Genomic DNA, 21,972 nt, shown 5'->3' with positions numbered 1-21,972 from the left:
TTTTGGGAGGAAAAAAGAATAATGGCACTATTAGAAAAAACAAGAAAAATAAATGCTTTGCTGCAGCAAACCGCAGGAAGACCTGTGAACTTTAGAGAAATGGCTGATACATTATGTGAAGTAATTGAAGCAAATGTTTTTATTGTCAGCCGCCGCGGTAAACTACTAGGCTACCAGGTTTATCAACAAATAGAAAATGATCGTATTAAAAAAATGTTTGCTGAACGTCAATTTCCTGAAGAATATACAAAAAACTTGTTTAATATTACAGAAACTTCTCCTAACTTAGGAATTGACAGTCCTTATACTGCTTTTCCTGTTGAGAATAAAGATTTATTTGAAACAGGTTTAACGACAATCGTTCCAATTGTCGGAGGTGGAGAACGATTAGGTACGCTTGTATTAGCTCGTTTAACTGATTCTTTCTCAAATGATGATTTGATTTTGGGAGAATACGGGGCTACAGTAGTCGGAATGGAAATTTTACGCGAAAAAGCAGAAGAAATTGAAGAAGAAGCACGAAGCAAAGCTGTTGTACAAATGGCCATTAGTTCTTTATCATATAGTGAACTTGAGGCAATTGAACATATTTTTGATGAATTAAATGGTACTGAAGGCCTTCTAGTAGCAAGTAAAATTGCGGATCGTGTAGGTATTACTCGTTCTGTTATTGTAAATGCACTTCGTAAGCTAGAGAGTGCCGGAGTAATTGAATCACGCTCACTTGGAATGAAAGGTACGTACATCAAAGTATTAAATAATAAATTCTTAATTGAATTAGCAAAGCTAAAATCAAATTAATCTTAATCTTGCATTCCCCCTCTTTGCAATAGGCAAAGAGGGTTTTTTATTAGTTGGAACCTCCCGACCTTGGGCAGAGAACTTCTGCCCTGTGGGTGTTGGCAAGTCGATTTTGCTTTTCTAGAGTTGTCTAGCAAAATCGCCTAGTCCCTCCGGTCAGAAAACCTCCGCCCATAAAGGCCAAAAGACGCCTTTTTGTGCGGAGAACTTCTGCCTTACGGGGCTGAGCAAGTCGATTTTGCTTTTCTAGAGTTGTCTAGCAAAATCAACTAGTCCCTCCGGTCAGAAAACCTCCGCCCATAAAGGCCAAAAGACGCCTTTTTGTGCGGAGAACTTCTGCCCTATGGGCCTGAACAAGTCGATTTTGCTTTTCTTTTTAATTACGACTTGATTGTGATATCGTGTTATGTTATAGTAATCTCTGGTGTGAATACACAACACACGTTCACTGATTTGTATGCTGGTGCTGCCTTTGCAGTTGCGTGCAAAGTTGAAGTGAACGGAGGAGAAAAAAACCATTCAGGAGGAACTATACATGTCAGTAATTTCAATGAAACAATTGCTTGAAGCAGGTGTTCACTTCGGTCACCAAACTCGCCGTTGGAACCCAAAAATGAAACGTTACATTTTTACAGAACGTAACGGTATCTACATCATCGACCTTCAAAAGACCGTTAAAAAGGTTGAAGAAGCATACAACACAATGAGAGAAATCGCAGCAAATGGCGGAAACGTGCTTTTCGTTGGTACGAAAAAACAAGCGCAAGATGCAATTAAAGAAGAAGCATTGCGCGCTGGAATGTATTTCGTAAACCAACGTTGGTTGGGTGGAACGTTAACAAACTTCCAAACAATTCAAAAACGTATTAAACGTTTAAAAGACATCGAAAGAATGCAAGAAGATGGAACATTCGACGTACTTCCTAAAAAAGAAGTTGTTCAATTGAAAAAAGAATTAGAACGTCTTGAAAAATTCTTAGGCGGTATTAAAGATATGAAAGGTCTTCCAGATGCAATCTTCATCGTGGATCCTCGTAAAGAACGTATCGCTGTTGCAGAAGCACGCAAATTGAACATTCCATTAATCGGAATTGTTGATACAAACTGTGATCCAGATGAAATCGACCACGTAATCCCTGCTAACGATGACGCAATTCGCGCTGTTAAACTTCTTACTGCTAAAATGGCAGATGCGATCCTTGAAGCAAAACAAGGGGAAGAAACTGTTACTGCGTAAGTAAGAATGAAAAAAGTGATAAGGGGTTAAGGCCTTTTATCACCTTTTTTTTAAGAAATAAATACATGCTTTGAAGTGGGACAAAGTAAATGGTTTCCGCTTTTCGGAGATGTCTAGTTGCATCGGCTAGCTTCATCGGGTGGAAAACCTTCCTTCTAAAAGAAGGTAAATAAATCTTTTTAGTTGGAAGAACTTCTATCCATTGGAGCTAAGTTAGCCGATTTTGCTTTCTTATGTATACATACACAATAGGAGGATGATGATAATGGCGATTACAGCTCAAATGGTAAAACAACTTCGTGAAACGACTGGCGCTGGTATGATGGACTGTAAAAAGGCGTTAACGGAAACGAATGGCGATATGGATAAGGCGGTTGATTTTCTACGTGAGAAAGGTATTGCAAAAGCTGCCAAAAAAGCAGATCGTATTGCTGCTGAAGGGTTAACATTTATTAAAGCGGATGGTAACAAAGCTGTTATTTTGGAAGTAAACTCTGAAACGGACTTCGTTGCAAAAAATGAAGGATTCCAAGCACTAACAAAAGAATTAGCAGATCATATTTTAGCAGCAAACCCTGCTACAGTAGAAGAAGCCCTTGCTCAAACGATGACAACGGGAACGACTGTTGAAGAATATATTAATGCTGCTATTGCTAAAATCGGTGAAAAGTTAACTCTTCGTCGTTTTGAAGTTCTTTCAAAAGAAGATGGAGATGCATTCGGTGCATATCTTCATATGGGTGGCCGTATTGGTACCTTAACTGTTCTTGGTGGCACTTCTGATGAAGCAATAGCAAGAGATGTTGCTATGCACGTTGCTGCTGTAAATCCTAAATATGCGGATCGCAGCGCGGTTTCAGAAGCAGAAATCGAGCACGAACGTAAAGTCTTAACAGAACAAGCATTAAATGAAGGCAAGCCTGAAAAAATCGTAGCGAAAATGGTTGAAGGTCGTCTTAATAAATTCTTCGAAGAAATTTGCTTAGTGGATCAAAGCTTCGTTAAGGATCCAGATGTTAAAGTTGGTAAATATGTACAAGCTAAAGGTGCAACAGTAAAAACTTTTGTTCGCTACAGCGTTGGTGAAGGTATTGAAAAACGCCAAGATAACTTTGCTGAAGAAGTAATGAACCAAGTAAAAGGCAATAACTAATTTCGAATGAGAGAAGGGAACACTTCGTGTTCCCTTTTTTAGAATAATACTTTAGAAAATCGTACTGATACGATTCCGTATTCTAGGGTAGTATCATTCAAGCAAATGGAGGTTCGTTATGAGTCAAGCAAAATACAAACGCGTTGTCCTAAAGCTAAGTGGAGAAGCTTTAGCTGGGGAGCGCGGCTTTGGAATAAATCCATCCATTATTATGTCTATTGCGAAACAAGTCAAGGAAATCGTTGAGCTTGATGTTGAAGTTGCAGTAGTTGTTGGAGGTGGAAACATTTGGAGAGGTAAAATAGGCAGTGAAATGGGAATGGACCGTGCGACTGCTGATTACATGGGAATGCTAGCAACGGTAATGAATTCCCTTGCTCTTCAAGATAGCCTTGAAAATTTAGGTATACAAACGCGTGTACAAACGTCAATTGAAATGCGTCAAGTGGCTGAACCGTATATAAGACGAAAAGCCATTCGCCACTTAGAAAAGAAACGCGTCGTTATTTTTGCAGCAGGTACAGGTAACCCTTATTTCTCTACTGATACGACGGCTGCTCTTCGCGCGGCAGAAATTGAAGCAGATGTTATTCTTATGGCGAAAAACAATGTGGATGGAGTATACAGTGCAGACCCAACTATAGATGCTTCTGCAACTAAATACGAAACATTAACGTATTTAGACGTCTTAAAAGAAGGGCTTGCTGTAATGGATTCTACCGCTTCCTCTCTATGTATGGATAACGATATTCCTTTAATTGTATTCTCAGTTATGGAAGAAGGAAATATTAAACGTACTGTTCTTGGTGAAAATATCGGAACAATCGTAAGGGGGAAATAATGATGGCTCAGGAGATTTTGAACATTGCAAAAGAAAAAATGAACAAAGCAATTTCTTCTTATTCGCGTGAATTAGGTACAGTTCGTGCAGGGCGTGCAAATAGTTCCTTATTGGAAAATGTAACAGTCGAATACTATGGTGCGCCAACGCCAATTAATCAATTAGCAAACATTACAGTACCTGAAGCACGACTACTCGTTATTCAGCCGTATGATAAGTCCATTTTATCCGATATTGAAAGAGCTATTTTAAAGTCTGATTTAGGTGTAAATCCATCGAATGATGGTACAATTATTCGTATTGCGTTCCCTGCTTTAACAGAAGAACGCCGTCGCGAATTAGCGAAGGTTGTTAAGAAGTATGCGGAAGAAGCAAAAGTAGCTGTACGTAATGTACGTAGAGATGCAAACGATGATTTGAAAAAGCTTGAGAAAAATGGCGAAATTACGGAAGATGAGTTACGGGGACACACTGATACGATTCAAAAAGAAACGGATAAACATATCGCAAAGATTGATGAAATCACAAAGATCAAAGAAAAAGAAATCCTTGAAGTTTAGTTCGTTAGATGCACGGCCCTCTGTGTAAGGGGGCCTTTTTACACTTTTAAGGATACCTGTGCTCGTGGAGGGTTTCGAACATGTTGAAAAAGTTATTCTTTCGAAAAGATAAGTCTTCATCGTTTGACCAGCTCAAGCAAGAAGTGAAAAAAGGTTATATTCCAAAACATATCGCAATTATTATGGATGGAAATGGAAGATGGGCTAAGAAACGGGCATTGCCTCGTATAGCTGGACATCATGAAGGAATGAAGGTTGTTCGTAAAATAACGAAGGCTGCGAGTGAACTCGGTGTACAAGTATTAACGTTGTACGCATTTTCAACGGAGAACTGGAAGCGTCCACAACAGGAAGTCGAATATATTATGAAGCTTCCACAAGAATTTCTAGGAACGTTTTTACCAGAACTCATTGAAGAAAATGTGCAAGTTCGTGTGATGGGGCAGTTTGAGAGACTTCCAGAACATACACGCAAAGCAGTTGAAAAAGCAATAGAAGCAACAAAACAAAATACAGGTCTCATCTTAAACTTTGCTTTGAACTACGGTAGTCGCGATGAAATGGTTTATGGAATGAAAAAATTGGTTAGAGATAGTAACGAAGGAAAAATAAAAGTAGATGATATTACTGAAGAATTGTTTTCTGAGTATTTGATGACCAAGAGTCTACCAGACCCAGATCTTTTAATTCGCACGAGCGGAGAAATACGTATTAGCAACTTTATGCTCTGGCAAATTGCCTATTCAGAGCTTTGGTTTGCAGATATTTATTGGCCTGATTTTACTGAGGAACACTTGCTAGAAGCTATTGTAAACTTCCAGAGGAGAGGACGAAGATTTGGAGGCGTATAAAAAAGTGAGGTGTTACTGGTGAAACAGCGTGTAATTACAGCAGTTATTGCGGCTGCATTATTTATTCCGATTGCTTTCTACGGTGGAGTCCCTTTCACCGTTTTAGTTTATTTTCTTGCATATATTGGACTCTACGAGCTCATACATATGAAGAAGAGCCCGATCTTTTTTATACCAACTCTACTGGTAGGAATATTGTTAAGCTTACTATTAGTTTCTAGTAATTTGGCTTATACGTTCGGTCCAATTGGATTATCTAAAGTTGAATTGACCTTTGTCATTGTGATGCTTCTCTTATCATATACTGTGCTATCGAAGAATACGTTTACCATTGATGATGCTGCTTTCTTGCTTTTTGCGACGCTTTATATAGGGATGGGGTTTTATTACTTACGTCAAACAAGAATAGAAGGATTACGATATTTGTTTTATACGCTGTTTGTGATTTGGTCAACAGATTCAGGAGCTTATTTTATTGGGCGCGCTTTTGGCAAGAGAAAACTTTGGCCGGAAATTAGTCCAAATAAAACGGTAGAAGGTGCGATAGGAGGCATTTTTTGTGCTGTTGCCGTTGGATTAGTATATAATATGTTCCAACCAGTAAGCGAAAATATTGTCTATCTAATAGCTGTTACGGTATTAGTGGCGATTTTTGGACAAATTGGAGATCTTGTGGAATCTGCATTCAAACGCCATTATGGTGTGAAGGATTCTGGTTATATTTTACCAGGCCATGGAGGGATTTTAGATCGATTCGATAGCCTATTGTTCGTTCTGCCACTTTTACATTTTCTGCACTTTGTGTAAGGAGAGCGAAATCTATGAAAAAAATTAGTCTTTTAGGGGCGAGCGGTTCCATTGGAACGCAAACGATTGATGTGATTCGCACGCATCCTGAACAGTTTAAGCTTGTTGCTTTTTCGGTTGGTCAAAACATTGAATTTGCTGCAAAAATGATAGAGGAATTTTCTCCGAATATCGTATCGGTTCAACATAAAGAAGATGCAGAGCGGTTGCAATTATCCGCTAAACATACGAAAATTGTATATGGTGAAGAAGGATTGTTAGCAGTTGCTCTTGATCAGGAAGCAGATGTGGTTTTAACTGCTGTAGTAGGTAGCGTTGGACTATTGCCTACTCTTCGGGCCATTGAAGCGAAGAAAACGATTGCTATTGCTAATAAAGAGACTCTCGTTACAGCTGGGCATATTATTACTGAAGCAGCTGAAAAAAACGGTGTGTCTTTACTTCCTGTTGATAGTGAACATTCTGCTATTTTTCAATGCTTACAGGGAGAACGTCCGGAGCGGATTTCTAGGCTAATTTTGACTGCTTCTGGGGGAAGCTTTCGAGATAAATCACGCGAAGAGCTTGCTAATGTTACGGTAGAAGATGCTCTAAAGCATCCAAACTGGTCGATGGGTTCGAAAGTAACCATTGATTCTGCTACAATGATGAACAAGGGATTAGAAGTAATTGAAGCCTATTGGTTGTTTCAAGTTCCTTATGAGCAGATTGATGTACTTCTTCATAAAGAGAGCATCATTCATTCTATGGTAGAATTCTGTGATCGAAGTGTGATTGCTCAGCTTGGTTCGCCAGATATGAGAGTTCCGATTCAATATGCGCTCACACATCCAGATCGGCTTGCTCTTCCCGCAACAAAGCAGCTACAACTTTGGGAATTAGGGACGCTTCATTTTAGTAAAATGGATTTACAGAGATTTCGTTCTCTAGGTTTTGCTTTTGAAGCAGGTAAAACAGGCGGTAGTTTACCAACGGTTATGAATGCTGCAAATGAAGTTGCGGTTGCTGCTTTTCTTCAAAAACGTATTCGCTTTTTAGCAATTGAAGATTTAATTGAGAAAGCGATGCTCCGTCACAGTGTAGTGAAGCATCCATGCCTAGAAGAAATTCGGGAAATTGATCAAGCAACTAGAAGGTTTGTGATGGACCAAATTTAAAAAAGGTGGTTATGGAATGAATACAGCGATTGCCTTTATTTTAGTCTTCGGTGCACTCGTCTTTTTCCATGAACTAGGTCATTTATTCGTTGCAAAACGTTCCGGTATTTTATGCCGTGAATTTGCAATTGGATTTGGACCAAAGTTGTTTTCTTTTATGAAAAATGAAACGAAGTATACGATTCGTTTGCTTCCACTTGGTGGCTATGTTCGTATGGCTGGCGAAGATCAAGAAACCATAGAATTAAAGCCAGGTACGAAAGTTGCACTTGTAATGGAAAATAACTTAGTTACGAAAATAGTTTTGGACAACCTTGAAAAGTATCCCGCTGCGAAAGTAATTGAGGTGGAACAAGCCGATTTAGAACATGCTCTTACTATATCTGGATATGAAGAGTATGAAAGTGAATTGCAAATCTTCCCTGTTCATGAGAAGGCGTTTTATATTACAGCGGGAGATGAGATGCAAATTGCACCTTATGATCGTCAGTTCGCAGCTAAATCATTAGGTAAACGTGCACTCACTATTTTTGCAGGTCCTGCTATGAACTTCGTTTTAGCGTTTTTACTATTTGTTATCATTGGGCTTGTACAAGGTATTCCTGTTGACAAACCTATTATCGGTCAGCTGGTTCCAGACGGAGCTGGATTGAAAGCTGGGCTTCAGCAAGGCGATGTGATTTCATCTATTAACGGAACGCAAATGACAACTTGGTCGGATGTTACGAATAGCATTCGTAAAAGTCCTTCAACTGAGTTGAATATGAAGATACAACGGAACAACCAACCTATTACAATTAAAGTAACACCGACAGCTGAAAAGGAAGGTAACCAACAAATCGGAAGACTCGGTGTATATCCACCCGTTGAAAAATCATTGCTTGGTAGCCTACAACTCGGCTTTGAGCAAACATATAAGTGGACAAAGCTGATTTTTGATTCACTTGTGCAGCTTGTGACTGGACATTTTTCTATCAACGCATTATCTGGTCCTGTTGGAATTTACAATTTAACTGGTAAAGTAGCTGCATCTGGAGTTATTAACCTGCTAGGCTTAACAGCAGCTCTAAGTATTAATCTTGGGATTTTCAATTTATTACCAATACCTGCTTTAGATGGTGGCCGCCTCATGTTTTTCCTAGTCGAATTCCTACGTGGGAAGCCTGTTGATCGACAAAAAGAAGGATTGGTTCATTTTATTGGATTTGCGCTATTAATGCTTTTGATGCTCGTCGTTACTTGGAACGATATTAAAAAATTCTTTCTATAATGAATGAACAAGCCGTGCATGTTGTTGCGCGGCTTAATACTAAAGAGGTGGTAACAAATGAAACAGAGTTTAATGTTTAGTCCTACATTGCGTGAAGTACCTGCAGATGCAGATGTAAAAAGCCATCAGCTCCTTTTACGTGCTGGCTTCGTTCGGCAAAATGCCTCCGGTGTGTATACCTTTTTACCACTTGGATTGAAAGTATTACATAAAATCGAACGCATTATCCGCGAAGAAATGGAACAGGCAGGGGCAATTGAACTGCTTATGCCAGCGCTGCAAGCAGCAGAATTTTGGCAAGAATCAGGAAGATGGTATTCCTATGGTCCTGAACTTATGCGTTTAAGAGACCGTAATGATCGTGAATTTGCGTTAGGTGCAACTCATGAGGAAATGATTACAGCTCTTCTTCGTGATGAAGTCAAATCTTATAAAAAACTCCCGCTAACTCTATATCAAATTCAAACGAAATTTCGTGATGAGAAACGACCACGCTTTGGTTTGTTACGTGGAAGAGAATTTTTAATGAAAGATGCTTATTCTTTTCATGCATCACAGGAAAGTCTGGATGAAGTATATAATCATATTTTTACAGCCTACAGTAACATTTTCAGTCGTTGTGGATTAAACTTCCGTGCGGTTATCGCTGATTCTGGTGCTATGGGTGGTAAGGATACGCATGAGTTTATGGTTCTATCCGAAATCGGAGAAGATACAATTGCGTATTCTAATGAATCGAATTATGCAGCCAACATTGAGATGGCGCCTGTAGTCGCTTCCTATGAGCATTCTAATGAAGAGGCGAAGCCACTTGAAAAGGTTGACACACCAAATCAAAAAACGATTACGCAGGTGTCTGAATATCTAGGGATTGATGAGAAGCATTGCTTTAAAACACTCGTATTTAAAGTTGATGATAAGCTTGTTCTTGCTCTTGTTCGCGGCGATCATGAAGTGAATGATGTAAAATTAAAAAATATTTACGGAGCTTCTGTTGTAGAATTGGCTGATGAAGAAGAAGTGAAGAAACTAATGAATTGTTCTGTTGGCTCTCTTGGACCAATCGGTGCGCCAAAAGATGTTGAAATTATTGCGGACTTCGCAATCGAAGCACTTGTAAATGGATGCTGTGGTGCTAATGAAGAAGGCGTTCACTATATGAATGTAAATCCAGGACGTGACTTTGCAGTTACGAAATATGCTGATTTACGCTTTATTCAAGTAGGTGACCCATCTCCTGATGGTAAAGGAACGATTCAATTCGCAAAAGGAATCGAAGTTGGACATGTGTTTAAGCTAGGTACACGATATAGCGAAGCGATGAATGCCACATACTTAGATGAAACAGGAAGAACACAGCCGATTATTATGGGCTGCTACGGTATAGGAGTTTCTCGTATGCTTGCTGCTATTGCAGAACAATTTAATGACGATCGTGGCTTACAGTGGCCCGTTGCTGTTGCTCCATTTCAAGTTCATATTATTCCAGCTAATATCAAAGTGGATGAACAACGTCAAAAAGCAGAAGAGCTCTATGAAATGTTACAAGAGCATGGCTATGAGGTGCTACTCGATGATCGCGGCGAACGTGCAGGTGTAAAATTTGCAGATGCAGACTTGTTTGGAATACCTGTTCGTGTGACGGTTGGTAAGAAAATCGGAGAAGGTATAGTAGAAGTAAAATCTCGTCAAACAAATGAATTGATCGAAATACCGATGAAAGAACTATCCACTTATATCGCATCTATATTAAAATAAAAGTAAGGTTGACCATTAGTAGAATGGCAATACGTGGCAATACGTGTCATTCACAAGGATCATGGTCATTTCATGAGGTGACGCAAAAGGGAATCCTTTTTCCTTTTTCAGTCACCTTCTTCTATTAACGGGCAACGTGATTGAATGCGGGTCTTGTTTGAAGGGAGGATTATATGTCGTGACAATTACGAAAGAACAGCAGGAGCGTTTTCATATACTGCTAGAACAGCTTGGGCTTCCTGAAAACCTAGTGAAGACTTATTTACAAGGCGGCAGTCTGCAAAAGCTGGTTGTCGACAAGACACAGAAAAGCTGGTGCTTTTACTTTTCCATTCCATCTTTATTACCAGCAAACGTATATGAGTTACTAGAAAGACAGCTTTTCGCTTCTTTTTCTCATATTGCAGACGTTTCGTTTCGAATAGAAGCGCATGATTTGCAGTATACGCAGGAAGATGTGCAAGCTTATTGGCCAGTATGTACGAATAAGATTTCTATTTCACCTATGTTTGCTTACATTCGTAATCAGACGCCAACGATGCAAGGATTGAAATTATTCGTTACAGTCAAAAACGAATTGGAATCTATGACCATAAAGAAAAATCTCACAAAGTCTGTTTGTGACCAATATGAAATAATTGGTTTTCCGCGGTTTCAATTGGAAACCGTCATAGAGGAAAATACCGAAGAGTTTCAAAAATTTCAGGAAGAAAAAGAGCAAGAAGATCGCAAAATTGTACAGGAAGCAATGGAAGCGATGGAAGAGCTAACGAAAAAAGAACAGGGAGAATCTGTTCCTAACGATCAGCCGCTCATTATCGGGCTTGTTATTAAGCAAGAGGAAGAGGTTACACCTCTTCATGAAATTCAAGAAGAAGAAAAACGAAAAACCGTTCAAGGATATATATTCAACGTTGAAACAAAGGAACTTCGCAGCGGACGAACGTTATTAACCTTTAAAATTACCGATTATACAGACTCTATCATGGTTAAGATGTTCTCGAGGGACAAAGAAGACGTTCCAGCGTTCCAAAGAATGAAAAAAGGAATGTGGGTAAAGGTTCGCGGTTCTTTTCAAGATGACACGTTTGTACGTGATCTCGTGATGATTGCTCATGATGTGAACGAGTTAAAGGCTCCTACTCGTAAAGACACAGCTCCAGAAGGGGAAAAGCGGATTGAACTCCATCTCCATACGCCAATGAGTCAAATGGATGCAGTAACCCCCGTGTCTGCGCTTGTTGCCCAAGCTGGCAAGTGGGGACATCCCGCTATTGCTGTAACTGACCATGCCGTGGCTCAATCGTTCCCAGAGGCTTATGCAGCTGGCCAGAAGGCTGGTGTAAAAGTAATCTATGGGGTAGAAGCAAACCTTGTAGATGATGGTGTACCAATCGCATATAACGAAGTTCATCGTACACTCGAAGATGAAACCTACGTTGTATTTGACTTTGAAACAACGGGACTCTCAGCGGTATACGATACCATTATTGAACTTGCAGCTGTGAAAATTCATAAAGGTGAAGTGATTGATCGATTTGAGCGATTTGCTAATCCACATCATCCTTTATCTGCAACAACCATTAATTTAACTGGCATTACCGATGATATGGTAAAAGATGCACCTGATGCAGATATAGTGTTGCGCGAATTTGAAGAGTGGCGCGGTGATCATACACTTGTTGCTCATAATGCTAGATTTGATATGGGATTTTTGCAGGTCGGTGCAAAACGATATGGCTTAAAAAAGCCAACAAATCCTGTCATTGATACGTTAGAGCTAGGACGTTTTCTTTATCCTGAATTGAAAAATCATAGATTAAATACGTTATGTAAAAAACTTGAGATTGAATTGGTCCAGCATCACCGTGCGATTTATGATGCAGAAGCTACAGGCTATCTGCTTGCTAAAATGATTAAAGAAACGATTACAAAAGAAATACTTTATCATGATGAGCTTAACAATAGTATGGGGCAAGGCGATTCTTATAAGCGTAGCAGACCAAGTCATATTACCTTACTTGCAACAAGCCAAGATGGATTAAAAAATTTATATAAGCTTATTTCTTTATCACATTTGAAATATTACTATCGTGTTCCGCGGCTACCACGTTCTGTATTACGTAAATATCGAGAGGGGATAATCGTAGGAACAGCATGTGAAAAAGGTGAAATATTTGAGGCGATGATGCAAAAAGCACCAGAAGAAGTAGAAGAGCTTGTACAATTTTATGATTATATTGAAGTGATGCCACCGTCCGTTTTAAAGCACCTTTTTGAAATGGAGCTTGTGCAAAATCAAGGACAATTAGAAACGATTTTAACCAATTTAGTGAACTTAGGGAAAAAAATAAATAAACCAGTTGTCGCTACCGGAAATGTTCATTATTTGAATCCAGAAGATGCTATTTATCGGAAAATTTTAATCAATTCACAGGGCGGGGCTAATCCCCTTAATCGTCATAAACTGCCGCCGGTTTATTTTCGTTCAACCAATGAAATGCTAGAAGAATTTTCGTTTCTAGGAGAGGAACTCGCAAAAGAAGTTGTCGTGACGAATACACATGTGGTTGCGGATATGATTGGGGAAGTAAAGCCAGTGAAGGACGAACTTTATACGCCAAGAATTGAAGGGGCGGAAGAAGAAACGCGTCAAATGAGCTATGAACGTGCACGAAGCATTTACGGAGAAAATCTACCGGAAATTGTGGAGAAGCGTCTTGAGAAAGAATTGAAAAGTATTATTGGGCACGGATTTGCTGTCATTTATCTTATTGCGCACAAACTAGTAAAAAAATCACTTGTTGATGGTTATCTGGTAGGTTCACGTGGTTCAGTAGGTTCTTCCTTAGTCGCAACGATGATGGAAATTACGGAAGTGAACGCACTCCCGCCGCATTATATATGTCCAAATTGCAAAAATTCGGAATTCTTCCATGATGGCTCTGTTGGCTCTGGATTTGATTTACCAGATAAGGATTGTCCAAAGTGTGGAACAAAGTATAAAAAAGATGGTCATGATATCCCGTTTGAAACCTTCTTAGGATTTAAAGGAGACAAAGTTCCGGATATTGATTTAAACTTTTCCGGTGAATATCAACCTCGAGCCCATAATTATACGAAAGTATTATTCGGAGAAGATTATGTTTATCGTGCAGGAACCATTGGTACCGTTGCAGATAAGACGGCTTTCGGCTATGTAAAAGGATATGCGAATGATAACAATCTTACGATACGAAATGCCGAGGTCGAACGGCTTGCAATGGGATGTACCGGTGTGAAACGAACGACGGGTCAGCATCCAGGGGGCATTATCGTTGTGCCTGATTATATGGACATCTTTGATTTTACACCGATCCAATTCCCGGCTGATGATATAACGGCAGAATGGAGAACGACACACTTTGATTTCCATTCTATTCATGACAATGTCTTAAAGCTAGACATTCTCGGACACGATGATCCAACTGTGATTCGTATGCTACAAGATTTAAGTGGAATCGATCCAAAAACAATTCCAACCGATGATCCAGAAGTGATGAAAATTTATTCATCAACAGAGTCTATTGGAGTTACGGAAGAGCAAATCCATTGTAAAACAGGAACGCTTGGTATTCCGGAATTCGGTACAAAGTTTGTCCGGCAAATGCTTGAAGAAACAAAGCCTACGACATTTTCCGAGCTTGTACAAATTTCTGGACTATCCCATGGAACGGATGTATGGTTAGGAAACGCCAATGAACTAATCTACGATGGCACTTGCTCACTGAGCGATGTAATCGGTTGTCGTGATGATATTATGGTGTATTTAATATATCAAGGATTAGAGCCTTCTATCGCTTTTAAAATTATGGAATCCGTTCGTAAAGGGAAAGGTGTACCGCCTGAATGGGAAGAGGAAATGAAAAAAAATAATGTTCCTGGTTGGTATATCGATTCCTGTAAAAAAATAAAATACATGTTTCCAAAGGCCCATGCTGCTGCATATGTATTAATGGCAGTACGTATTGCTTATTTTAAAGTACATTTTCCACTTTTGTTTTATGCTGCGTATTTCACAGTACGGGCAGATGATTTTGATGTAGAAGCAATGGTTATTGGCTCTACTGCGATTCAGGCAAGAATTGATGAAATTGTACAAAAAGGATTAGAGGCCTCGCCGAAAGAAAAAAGCTTACTTACGGTTCTTGAAATGACATTGGAAATGTGTGAACGCGGATTTACCTTTAAGAAAGTGGATTTATATCGTTCGAGTGCAACGGATTTTATCATTGATGGAGAATCGTTGCTTATACCGTTTAATGCTATTGATGGACTTGGAACGAATGCTGCATTGAACATTGTAAAGGCACGCTTAGAAGGAGAATTTTTGTCAAAAGAAGATTTACAGCAACGATCTAAAATTCCAAAAACAATTATTGCTACTTTGGATAGTCAAGGATGCTTAGAGTCATTGCCAGATCAGAATCAGCTCTCTCTCTTCTAACACCTTTGCAAATCGCAGTATAATATGCTACAATACTTGAGGGTAATCTCGGACAGTATATTTTGTGAAAAAAGAGTGGGGAAACCCACTCTTTCGTTTTACTCTATTTTATTCCACTATTTAAGTGAGTGAGCCGTTCGCCTACATATAAACTGTCTATCAGCGCTACACTATTTAGTACCAAAAGGCCCTTACCTGTATCTTGCAGAGGCTTTTGTTATCTCATTTTTATAGTAGAGAGGAGGAACTTCATGAGTAAAAAAGTGACTGAAGTAGTAGAAGAATTAGCACAGCCAATCATAGATGAATTGAACCTAGAGCTAGTTGATGTAGAGTACGTAAAAGAAGGTAAGGATTGGTTTTTACGTGTTTTTATCGATTCTGAAACTGGTGTTGATATCGAAGATTGCGGTACAGTGAGTGAACGCTTGAGTGAAGCGTTAGACAAGCAGGATCCAATTCCTCACCTTTATTTTTTAGATGTTTCTTCTCCAGGTGCAGAACGTCCTCTAAAAAAAGAGCAGGATTTTCATAAGGCAATAGGGAAACAAGTAGCTATTAAAACCTATGAACCGATTGATGGTGAAAAATTGTTTGAAGGAAAACTTCTATCCTATAACGGAGAAACAGTTACAATAGCTATTATGATAAAAACACGCAAAAAAGAAGTACAAATTCCAATGAGTAAAGTTGCAAGCGCACGTCTTGCCGTTGCGTTTTAGTTTAGAAGGGGGATCTCCATGAGCACTGAATTCTTAGATGCATTGCTCGTTTTAGAAAAAGAAAAAGGAATAGGAAAAGAAGTTATTATTGATGCGATAGAAGCTGCTCTTATTTCTGCTTATAAACGAAATTTTAATCAAGCACAAAATGTAAGAGTAAGCTTAAATCAAGATGTAGGTACCATCCAAGTATTTGCACGAAAAGAAGTGGTTGAAAGCGTCTTTGATCCACGTTTGGAGCTTTCTATCGATGAAGCACACCATATCAATTCGAATTTTCAAATTGGTGATATTGTAGAGCTTGAAGTTACACCGAAAGACTTTGGCCGTATAGCTGCACAAACAGCAAAGCAAGTCGTAACTCAGCGTGTACGTGAAGCAGAACGAGGCGTAATTTACTCTGAGTTCAGCGATCGTGAAGAAGATATTATGGTCGGAATCGTACAACGGCAAGATTCTCGTTTCATTTATGTAAGTCTAGGTAAAGTTGAGGCTTTGCTTCCGCTGAATGAACAAATGCCTAATGAGCAATACAAGCCGCACGAGCGAATTCGCGTCTTCTTAACGAAAGTAGAAAAGACGACGAAAGGACCACAAATTTTTGTTTCAAGAACACATCCTGGACTTTTGAAACGATTGTTTGAGTTAGAGGTTCCTGAAATTTATGATGGAACGGTTGAAATTCGTTCCGTAGCACGTGAAGCAGGCGACCGTTCAAAAATTTCCGTTCATTCTGATAACTTGAATGTGGATCCGGTTGGTTCTTGTGTAGGACCAAAAGGACAGCGTGTACAACGTATTGTAAATGAGCTTAAAGGTGAAAAGATTGATATTGTTCGCTGGTCCAATGACCCTGTGGAATATGTTGCAAATGCTTTAAGTCCTTCTCAAGTAGTAAAGGTTATTGTAAATGAAGAAGAAAAAGCTACGACAGTTATCGTTCCAGATCATCAATTGTCATTAGCAATTGGTAAACGTGGTCAAAATGCTCGTCTAGCGGCTAAACTCACTGGCTGGAAGATTGATATTAAGAGTGAAACAGACGCGAAGAAGGCCGGTTTATTAGACGAGGCTGACGATATAGATTCTTCTCTTGAATAGAGGTGAGATACTGTGAGCATCAAAAAGGTTCCTTTACGCAAGTGTATTGTAACGCAAGAAATGAAACCAAAACGTGAACTCATTCGTATCGTTCGTTCAAAAGATGGCGAAGTATTTATTGATGAAACGGGTAAGAAATCAGGCCGAGGAGCTTATTTATCAAAAGATAAAGAAGTGATTCTTCTTGCTAGGAAGAAAAGTGTCCTTGAAAATAGCCTAAAGGCTAAGGTTGATCCTTCTTTATATGATCAATTGCTCGAATTGGTAAATGCCAAATGAGCAATTGGGAATCATTCTTAGGATTAGCTAATCGTGCACGTAAGGTGATATCGGGTGAGGAACTCGTTTTAAAGGAAGTTCGAAGCGGCAAAGCAAAGCTAATATTGCTCGCAAAGGATGCATCAGCAAACACGACAAAACGCATCACGGACAAGACGAACTACTATAAAGTACCACTCAAAACAGTCGAATCCCGGTACATATTAGGGCATGCAATCGGGAGAGATGAGCGAGTAGTTGTTGCGGTTCTGGATGAGGGCTTTGCGAAAAAGTTGCTAAGCATGCTCGATACAACATATCGGGGGTGAAAGTATGGCTAAAATTCGATTGTATGAATATGCCAAACAGCAAAACGTATCCACGAAGGATATTATTATAAAACTAAAAGAAATGAATATTGAGGTTTCTAATCATATGGCAATGTTAGATGAAGAAGTAGTAAATCAATTAGATAAACAATATAACAAGGATGTCAAAAAATCTTCTATCGTAGAAGAGTTTGATGAAGCTGAAAATGCAGAAGTAGTCCGGACTGCTAAGAAAAACAGCAACAAGAAAAAGAAAAAAGAAAAAGACAGAAAATCATCTGATACACGTCTTGATCGTTATGCTACTTCTCAAATGGGACGTAAAACAAATACTACAGTAGATGTACCGGATAAAATTACGTTCACTGGTTCACTTACGGTAGGAGAACTAGCGAAAGAATTAGGAAAAGAACCTTCTGAAATTATTAAGAAACTTTTCTTACTTGGAATTATGGCAACGATTAACCAAGATTTAGATAAAGATACAATCGAATTAATTGCAGGTGAATACGGTATAGAAGTAGAAGAAACCGTTGTTTTTGATGAAACAAATTTCGAAACCTTTATCGATGAACCAGATGAAGAAGAAAATCTTGTGGAGCGTCCATCTGTTGTGACGATTATGGGGCACGTTGACCATGGGAAAACAACACTCCTTGATAGCATACGTCATTCCAAGGTAACGGAAGGCGAAGCAGGTGGTATTACGCAACATATCGGTGCATATCAAGTAGAAGTTCATGGTAAGAAAATTACATTTTTAGATACACCAGGACATGCTGCATTTACGACGATGCGTGCTCGCGGTGCACTCGTAACAGATATTACCATTCTGGTTGTCGCAGCTGATGATGGGGTAATGCCACAAACCATTGAAGCTATTAACCACGCAAAGGCTGCAGAAGTACCGATTATTGTGGCAGTCAATAAAATGGATAAACCGGAGGCAAATCCGGATCGTGTTATGCAAGAATTAACAGAATATGGTTTGGTCTCAGAAGCTTGGGGTGGCGATACTATTTTCGTACAGCTTTCTGCTCGTACAGGGAATGGAATCGACGAATTGTTAGAAATGATTCTACTTGTAGGAGAAGTAGAAGAATGGAAGGCAAATCCAAATCGTTTAGCAATTGGAACCGTAATCGAAGCGAAGCTTGATAAAGGAAAAGGTCCTATCGCTACTTTACTTGTTCAAAACGGAACACTTCGCGTTGGGGATCCAATTGTTGTCGGAACTTCATTCGGTCGTGTACGTGCTATGGTAAATGATATCGGCCGACGTGTAAAAGAAGCAGGTCCATCTACTCCTGTTGAAATTACAGGCTTAAATGAAGTACCACAAGCGGGCGATCGTTTTATCGTGTTCTCTGATGAGAAGAAAGCTCGTCAGGTTGGGGAAGAAAGGGCACAACGAGCTTTAATGGAACAACGTGGTAGTAAAGCCAAGGTAAGCTTAGAAGATTTATTCCAGCAAATACAAGAAAATGAAATGAAAGAAATTAATTTGATTGTAAAAGCGGATGTACAAGGATCTGTTGAAGCACTTGCTGGATCGTTGCAAAAAATAGAAGTCGAAGGCGTGAAGGTAAAAATTATTCATACCGGAGTAGGTGCGATTACAGAATCTGATATCATTCTTGCATCTGCATCTAATGCAATCGTTATTGGCTTTAATGTTCGACCTGATGTAAACGCAAAGCGTACGGCAGAAACGGAAAATGTGGATGTTCGTCTGCACCGCATCATTTATAACGCTATTGAGGAAATTGAATCGGCTATGAAGGGTATGCTTGATCCAGAATATGAAGAAAAGATTATCGGACAAGCAGAAATACGCCAGGTATTTAAAGTATCGAAAGTAGGATCCATCGCAGGCTGCTACGTAACAGAAGGTAAAATTACTCGTGATAGTAGCGTACGTGTTATTCGTGATGGTATTGTGATTTATGAAGGACAACTTGACACATTGAAGCGTTTCAAGGATGATGTGAAGGAAGTTGCGCAAAACTACGAATGTGGTCTTACTATCGAGAAATATAACGATATTAAAGAAGGCGACATCATCGAAGCGTTTGTTATGCAAGAGATTGAACGTAAATAATGTTGTTGTAACAGGGAAGAACTGAATCACGAATGATTCTGATGAGTCTACTCTTGTCTATATTCCGATAAGAGAGTGGTACACAGGCGAGGTGATAGTATGAAGCTACGTGCGAATCGCGTGGGAGAACAGATGAAAAAAGAAATGAGCGATATTATTGGTCGCAAAATTAAGGATCCCCGCATTGGTTTTGTCACTGTAACAGACGTACAGGTGAGTGGTGATTTACAACTCGCAAAAGTATATATTTCTGTTTTAGGTGATGAAGAACAAAAACAGAACACATTGAAGGGTTTGGCAAAAGCGACGGGATTTATCCGCTCAGAAATCGGACAGCGTATCCGTTTGCGAAAAACACCTGAAATTACCTTTGAATTTGATGAATCCATTAGCTACGGCAACCGTATTGAAAAGTTGCTGATTGATTTAAACAAACAAGATAAGATTGAAGAATAATGGATAGACACTGTCTATCCATTTTTTCTATAACCAGATGAGGTGGAAAGATGAATGGAGTTCTATTGCTTAATAAGCCAAAAGGGCTGACGTCTCATGATTGTGTGTTTAAAGTGAGAAAGCTTCTAAAGGAGAAACGTGTAGGACATACAGGAACATTAGATCCAGATGTAACAGGTGTTCTTCCAATTTGTATTGGACGTGCTACGAAAATTGCTCAATTTATAACGAGTGATACGAAAACGTATGAAGGTGAAGTAACACTCGGATACTCTACAACAACAGAGGATGCTTCTGGAGATGTGGTGCAACAAGAAGATGTTTCACGTACGATTTCACGAGAAGAAGTGAACGAGGTGTTAGCTTCTCTCACAGGCACAATGAAGATGGTACCACCAATGTATTCTGCTGTAAAAGTGAATGGCAAGAAATTATATGAATATGCACGTGCAGGGGTAGAGGTTGATCGCCCTGTGCGAGAAGTTACAATTCATGAATTTGTTTTGTTAGATGATTTTAGAGAACTGACGGGACCTACCCCTTCATTTTCATTTCGCGTAACATGCAGTAAAGGTACATATGTAAGAACTTTGGCTGTCATGATTGGAGAGAGACTTGGCTATCCATCTCATATGTCTGTTTTAAAGCGTACTGCATCTGGTTCGTTTACGTTGCCTCAGTGCGTAACATTTGAACAATTGGAAGAAAAGGTGCAGACTAATACAGTACAAGATATTTTATATAGTATCGAACAATCGCTACCGGGTTTTCCAAAAATCATTGTTCACGAAGAACAAGCAGAGAAGGTAATGAATGGAGCATTTCTTCCAAATACGATGCCAGAATATAATGGGTATTCCCTCGTTTTTGACAAAGCGGGCAGATGCTTAGCAATCTATGAACAGCATCCTCAGAAGCCAGACATGTTAAAGCCGTTAAAAGTTCTTGTGAACAATCAAGAATTACAGATATAATGAGCAATAGATACGTTTGTATGGAATTCTAGTAGAATGAAATAATAATTCGTTACATTTGGCGGCAATATGGAGTTTTTCCATTGAAGTAGCTGTACTATTAGTAAAGGTGGATCCTGCGTGTGAAGGTAATTCATTTGACTCATCCTGCAAATACGGAACTCCTTGATTTAGAGCCTACCGTTATGGCATTAGGGTACTTTGATGGCATTCATGTTGGGCATCAAAAGGTAATTATGACGGCTAAGAGGATAGCAGATCAGCTAGGTTATAAGAGTGCTGTTATGACGTTCTATCCGCATCCATCCGTTGTGCTAGGTAAAAGTAAAGCACATGTCGAATTGATTACACCCCTATCTATAAAGGAAAAAATGCTTGCAGAGATGGGTATAGACATAATGTATGTTGTAAAATTTGACAAGACATTTGCTGCGCTCTTGCCGCAGCAGTTTATTGATGAATATGTAATTGGCTTACATATTAAACATGTTGTTGCTGGATTTGATTATACGTATGGTCGTCTCGGAAAGGGCACGATGGAGACCATGCCATTTCATTCCAGAGGGGAGTTTACACATACTGTGATTGAAAAAGTTGAGTTTCATGAGGAAAAAGTGAGTTCTACTTTATTACGTAAGCTTATACAACAAGGAGAAATGGATAATATCCCTACAATCCTAGGGAGATGGTATCGGGTAGAAGGTACAGTGGTACATGGAGATAAACGAGGAAGACAAATTGGCTTTCCAACGGCAAATGTTGAAGTGGCGTCTGAATTTATGTTACCTCCTACAGGTGTGTATGCTGTACGGATGAAAGTAAAGGATGTTTGGCATAATGGTGTGTGCAATGTTGGCTATAAGCCGACTTTTAAAAAGAACGAGAAAACATTAACAGTTGAAGTCCACCTTCTTTCTTTTCAAGATGACATTTACGATGAAAAGGTTGAAATTGAATGGCGTTTTCGGATTCGCTCTGAGAAAAAGTTTAACGGTGTGGAAGAACTTGTAGCTCAAATTGCAAAGGATAAACAAACGGCCTTAGAATATTTTAAAGAACAGTAAGAACTTACTTGCTTTTCATTGAAATACGTAGTATTCTATAATACGT

The 21,972-nt window shown here is 39.2% G+C and carries 19 protein-coding genes; all 19 read left to right on the top strand.

From position 1 onward, the window contains the following. Nucleotides 1-21 precede the first annotated feature (21 nt). Nucleotides 22-801 (top strand): GTP-sensing pleiotropic transcriptional regulator CodY, encoded by a 780-nt coding sequence (codY, locus tag ACM5BR_RS06640; protein WP_416826857.1) that lies wholly within the window; start codon nucleotides 22-24, stop codon nucleotides 799-801. A gap of 535 nt (nucleotides 802-1,336) precedes the next feature. Then, entirely contained in the window at nucleotides 1,337-2,038 is a 702-nt protein-coding gene (gene rpsB, locus ACM5BR_RS06635) for a 30S ribosomal protein S2 (protein WP_416826856.1), read from the top strand. Between the two features lie 265 nt (nucleotides 2,039-2,303). Further along, on the top strand, nucleotides 2,304-3,191 hold the full coding sequence (gene tsf, locus ACM5BR_RS06630; protein ID WP_416826855.1) for a translation elongation factor Ts: 888 nt from the start codon (nucleotides 2,304-2,306) through the stop codon (nucleotides 3,189-3,191). A gap of 118 nt (nucleotides 3,192-3,309) precedes the next feature. Next, nucleotides 3,310-4,032: a UMP kinase gene (pyrH, locus tag ACM5BR_RS06625; protein ID WP_416826854.1), complete on the top strand. Its 723-nt coding sequence runs from the start codon at nucleotides 3,310-3,312 to the stop codon at nucleotides 4,030-4,032. 2 nt (nucleotides 4,033-4,034) lie between these two features. Next, nucleotides 4,035-4,592 carry a ribosome recycling factor gene (gene frr, locus ACM5BR_RS06620; protein ID WP_416826853.1) on the top strand — a complete coding sequence of 186 codons (558 nt, stop codon included), beginning with the start codon at nucleotides 4,035-4,037 and terminating at the stop codon, nucleotides 4,590-4,592. Between the two features lie 80 nt (nucleotides 4,593-4,672). Continuing rightward, a complete protein-coding gene (locus tag ACM5BR_RS06615) occupies nucleotides 4,673-5,443 on the top strand; it encodes an isoprenyl transferase (RefSeq protein ID WP_416826852.1) in 771 nt (256 codons plus the stop codon). An 18-nt stretch (nucleotides 5,444-5,461) separates the two neighbouring features. Continuing rightward, nucleotides 5,462-6,250: a phosphatidate cytidylyltransferase gene (locus ACM5BR_RS06610; RefSeq protein WP_416826851.1), complete on the top strand. Its 789-nt coding sequence runs from the start codon at nucleotides 5,462-5,464 to the stop codon at nucleotides 6,248-6,250. A 14-nt stretch (nucleotides 6,251-6,264) separates the two neighbouring features. Continuing rightward, nucleotides 6,265-7,407: a 1-deoxy-D-xylulose-5-phosphate reductoisomerase gene (gene dxr, locus ACM5BR_RS06605; protein ID WP_416826850.1), complete on the top strand. Its 1,143-nt coding sequence runs from the start codon at nucleotides 6,265-6,267 to the stop codon at nucleotides 7,405-7,407. A 16-nt stretch (nucleotides 7,408-7,423) separates the two neighbouring features. Next, a complete protein-coding gene (gene rseP, locus ACM5BR_RS06600) occupies nucleotides 7,424-8,677 on the top strand; it encodes an RIP metalloprotease RseP (RefSeq protein WP_416826849.1) in 1,254 nt (417 codons plus the stop codon). Nucleotides 8,678-8,734: 57 nt separating this feature from the next. Beyond that, nucleotides 8,735-10,435: a proline--tRNA ligase gene (locus ACM5BR_RS06595; protein WP_416826848.1), complete on the top strand. Its 1,701-nt coding sequence runs from the start codon at nucleotides 8,735-8,737 to the stop codon at nucleotides 10,433-10,435. Between the two features lie 178 nt (nucleotides 10,436-10,613). After that, nucleotides 10,614-14,921 (top strand): PolC-type DNA polymerase III, encoded by a 4,308-nt coding sequence (locus ACM5BR_RS06590; protein WP_416826847.1) that lies wholly within the window; start codon nucleotides 10,614-10,616, stop codon nucleotides 14,919-14,921. 251 nt (nucleotides 14,922-15,172) lie between these two features. Then, nucleotides 15,173-15,643: a ribosome maturation factor RimP gene (rimP, locus tag ACM5BR_RS06585; protein ID WP_416826846.1), complete on the top strand. Its 471-nt coding sequence runs from the start codon at nucleotides 15,173-15,175 to the stop codon at nucleotides 15,641-15,643. 18 nt (nucleotides 15,644-15,661) lie between these two features. Continuing rightward, nucleotides 15,662-16,744, top strand: a complete 1,083-nt coding sequence (gene nusA / locus ACM5BR_RS06580) for a transcription termination factor NusA (protein WP_416826845.1) — start codon at nucleotides 15,662-15,664, stop codon at nucleotides 16,742-16,744. A gap of 12 nt (nucleotides 16,745-16,756) precedes the next feature. Next, entirely contained in the window at nucleotides 16,757-17,023 is a 267-nt protein-coding gene (gene rnpM / locus ACM5BR_RS06575) for an RNase P modulator RnpM (protein WP_416826844.1), read from the top strand. Next, on the top strand, nucleotides 17,020-17,331 hold the full coding sequence (locus ACM5BR_RS06570) for a YlxQ family RNA-binding protein (protein ID WP_416826843.1): 312 nt from the start codon (nucleotides 17,020-17,022) through the stop codon (nucleotides 17,329-17,331). Before rnpM ends, ACM5BR_RS06570 begins: the two co-directional genes overlap by 4 nt. 4 nt (nucleotides 17,332-17,335) lie before the next feature. Next, nucleotides 17,336-19,432, top strand: a complete 2,097-nt coding sequence (gene infB / locus ACM5BR_RS06565; RefSeq protein WP_416826842.1) for a translation initiation factor IF-2 — start codon at nucleotides 17,336-17,338, stop codon at nucleotides 19,430-19,432. 99 nt (nucleotides 19,433-19,531) lie between these two features. After that, nucleotides 19,532-19,888, top strand: a complete 357-nt coding sequence (gene rbfA / locus ACM5BR_RS06560; protein WP_416826841.1) for a 30S ribosome-binding factor RbfA — start codon at nucleotides 19,532-19,534, stop codon at nucleotides 19,886-19,888. A 50-nt stretch (nucleotides 19,889-19,938) separates the two neighbouring features. Then, the gene (truB, locus tag ACM5BR_RS06555; protein WP_416826840.1) at nucleotides 19,939-20,862 is read left to right on the top strand and encodes a tRNA pseudouridine(55) synthase TruB; all 924 of its coding nucleotides are present in this window, start codon (nucleotides 19,939-19,941) and stop codon (nucleotides 20,860-20,862) included. A gap of 122 nt (nucleotides 20,863-20,984) precedes the next feature. Continuing rightward, on the top strand, nucleotides 20,985-21,926 hold the full coding sequence (gene ribF / locus ACM5BR_RS06550; RefSeq protein ID WP_416826839.1) for a bifunctional riboflavin kinase/FAD synthetase: 942 nt from the start codon (nucleotides 20,985-20,987) through the stop codon (nucleotides 21,924-21,926). Nucleotides 21,927-21,972 lie beyond the last annotated feature (46 nt).

Source organism: Ectobacillus polymachus (assembly GCF_048159605.1).
In the GTDB taxonomy this organism is placed as follows: Bacteria; Bacillota; Bacilli; order Bacillales; family Bacillaceae_G; genus Ectobacillus; species Ectobacillus polymachus.
The sequence above is the reverse complement of the archived record's forward strand: the minus strand, read 5'-3'. Positions and strand labels throughout refer to the sequence as shown.

What these genes read in the sequence shown, in the direction of transcription:
- rpsB (WP_416826856.1), top strand. Translation starts at nt 1,337, where the DNA reads ATGTCAGTAATTTCAATGAAACAATTGCTTGAAGCAGGTGTTCACTTC.
- dxr (WP_416826850.1), top strand. Translation starts at nt 6,265, where the DNA reads ATGAAAAAAATTAGTCTTTTAGGGGCGAGCGGTTCCATTGGAACGCAA.
- infB (WP_416826842.1), top strand. Translation starts at nt 17,336, where the DNA reads ATGGCTAAAATTCGATTGTATGAATATGCCAAACAGCAAAACGTATCC.
- ACM5BR_RS06570 (WP_416826843.1), top strand. Translation starts at nt 17,020, where the DNA reads ATGAGCAATTGGGAATCATTCTTAGGATTAGCTAATCGTGCACGTAAG.
- frr (WP_416826853.1), top strand. Translation starts at nt 4,035, where the DNA reads ATGGCTCAGGAGATTTTGAACATTGCAAAAGAAAAAATGAACAAAGCA.
- nusA (WP_416826845.1), top strand. Translation starts at nt 15,662, where the DNA reads ATGAGCACTGAATTCTTAGATGCATTGCTCGTTTTAGAAAAAGAAAAA.
- tsf (WP_416826855.1), top strand. Translation starts at nt 2,304, where the DNA reads ATGGCGATTACAGCTCAAATGGTAAAACAACTTCGTGAAACGACTGGC.
- ACM5BR_RS06595 (WP_416826848.1), top strand. Translation starts at nt 8,735, where the DNA reads ATGAAACAGAGTTTAATGTTTAGTCCTACATTGCGTGAAGTACCTGCA.
- rbfA (WP_416826841.1), top strand. Translation starts at nt 19,532, where the DNA reads ATGAAGCTACGTGCGAATCGCGTGGGAGAACAGATGAAAAAAGAAATG.
- rimP (WP_416826846.1), top strand. Translation starts at nt 15,173, where the DNA reads ATGAGTAAAAAAGTGACTGAAGTAGTAGAAGAATTAGCACAGCCAATC.
- pyrH (WP_416826854.1), top strand. Translation starts at nt 3,310, where the DNA reads ATGAGTCAAGCAAAATACAAACGCGTTGTCCTAAAGCTAAGTGGAGAA.
- rseP (WP_416826849.1), top strand. Translation starts at nt 7,424, where the DNA reads ATGAATACAGCGATTGCCTTTATTTTAGTCTTCGGTGCACTCGTCTTT.
- ACM5BR_RS06615 (WP_416826852.1), top strand. Translation starts at nt 4,673, where the DNA reads ATGTTGAAAAAGTTATTCTTTCGAAAAGATAAGTCTTCATCGTTTGAC.
- codY (WP_416826857.1), top strand. Translation starts at nt 22, where the DNA reads ATGGCACTATTAGAAAAAACAAGAAAAATAAATGCTTTGCTGCAGCAA.
- truB (WP_416826840.1), top strand. Translation starts at nt 19,939, where the DNA reads ATGAATGGAGTTCTATTGCTTAATAAGCCAAAAGGGCTGACGTCTCAT.